1 protein-coding gene is annotated in these 307 nt (G+C 44.0%); it reads left to right on the forward strand.

The window, feature by feature from the left end:
• The coding region (locus tag R0J87_RS19315; RefSeq protein ID WP_498888262.1) for a transposase at positions 1–307 on the forward strand (307 nt) is incomplete at both ends.

A 307-nucleotide genomic window follows, 5' to 3' on the forward strand; every position in this document is an offset into this window, starting at 1 on the left:
CGGACCGTTGATGCATTGATCGATTTCTCCTTCATTGAACGGATTACGATGCCTTATTACTGCCCTGATAATGGACGCCCGTCCATTGCCCCAGTGACACTATTCAAAATGTTATTTCTTGGTTACCTCTATGGCATTCGTTCCGAGCGCCAGTTGGAAAAAGAAATTCAAGCGAATATCGCTTATCGGTGGTTTTTGGGCTATTCGTTGGTAGACCGAGTGCCAGATCATTCGACGATTAGTTTTAATCGCAAAGGCCGGTTTGAAGATACCTCGGTTTTTGAGGAAATCTTTTATGAGACTGTTC

The sequence above is a fragment of the Halomonas sp. SIMBA_159 genome (genome assembly GCF_046536035.1).
GTDB classification, from domain to species: Bacteria; Pseudomonadota; Gammaproteobacteria; order Pseudomonadales; family Halomonadaceae; genus Vreelandella; species Vreelandella venusta_A.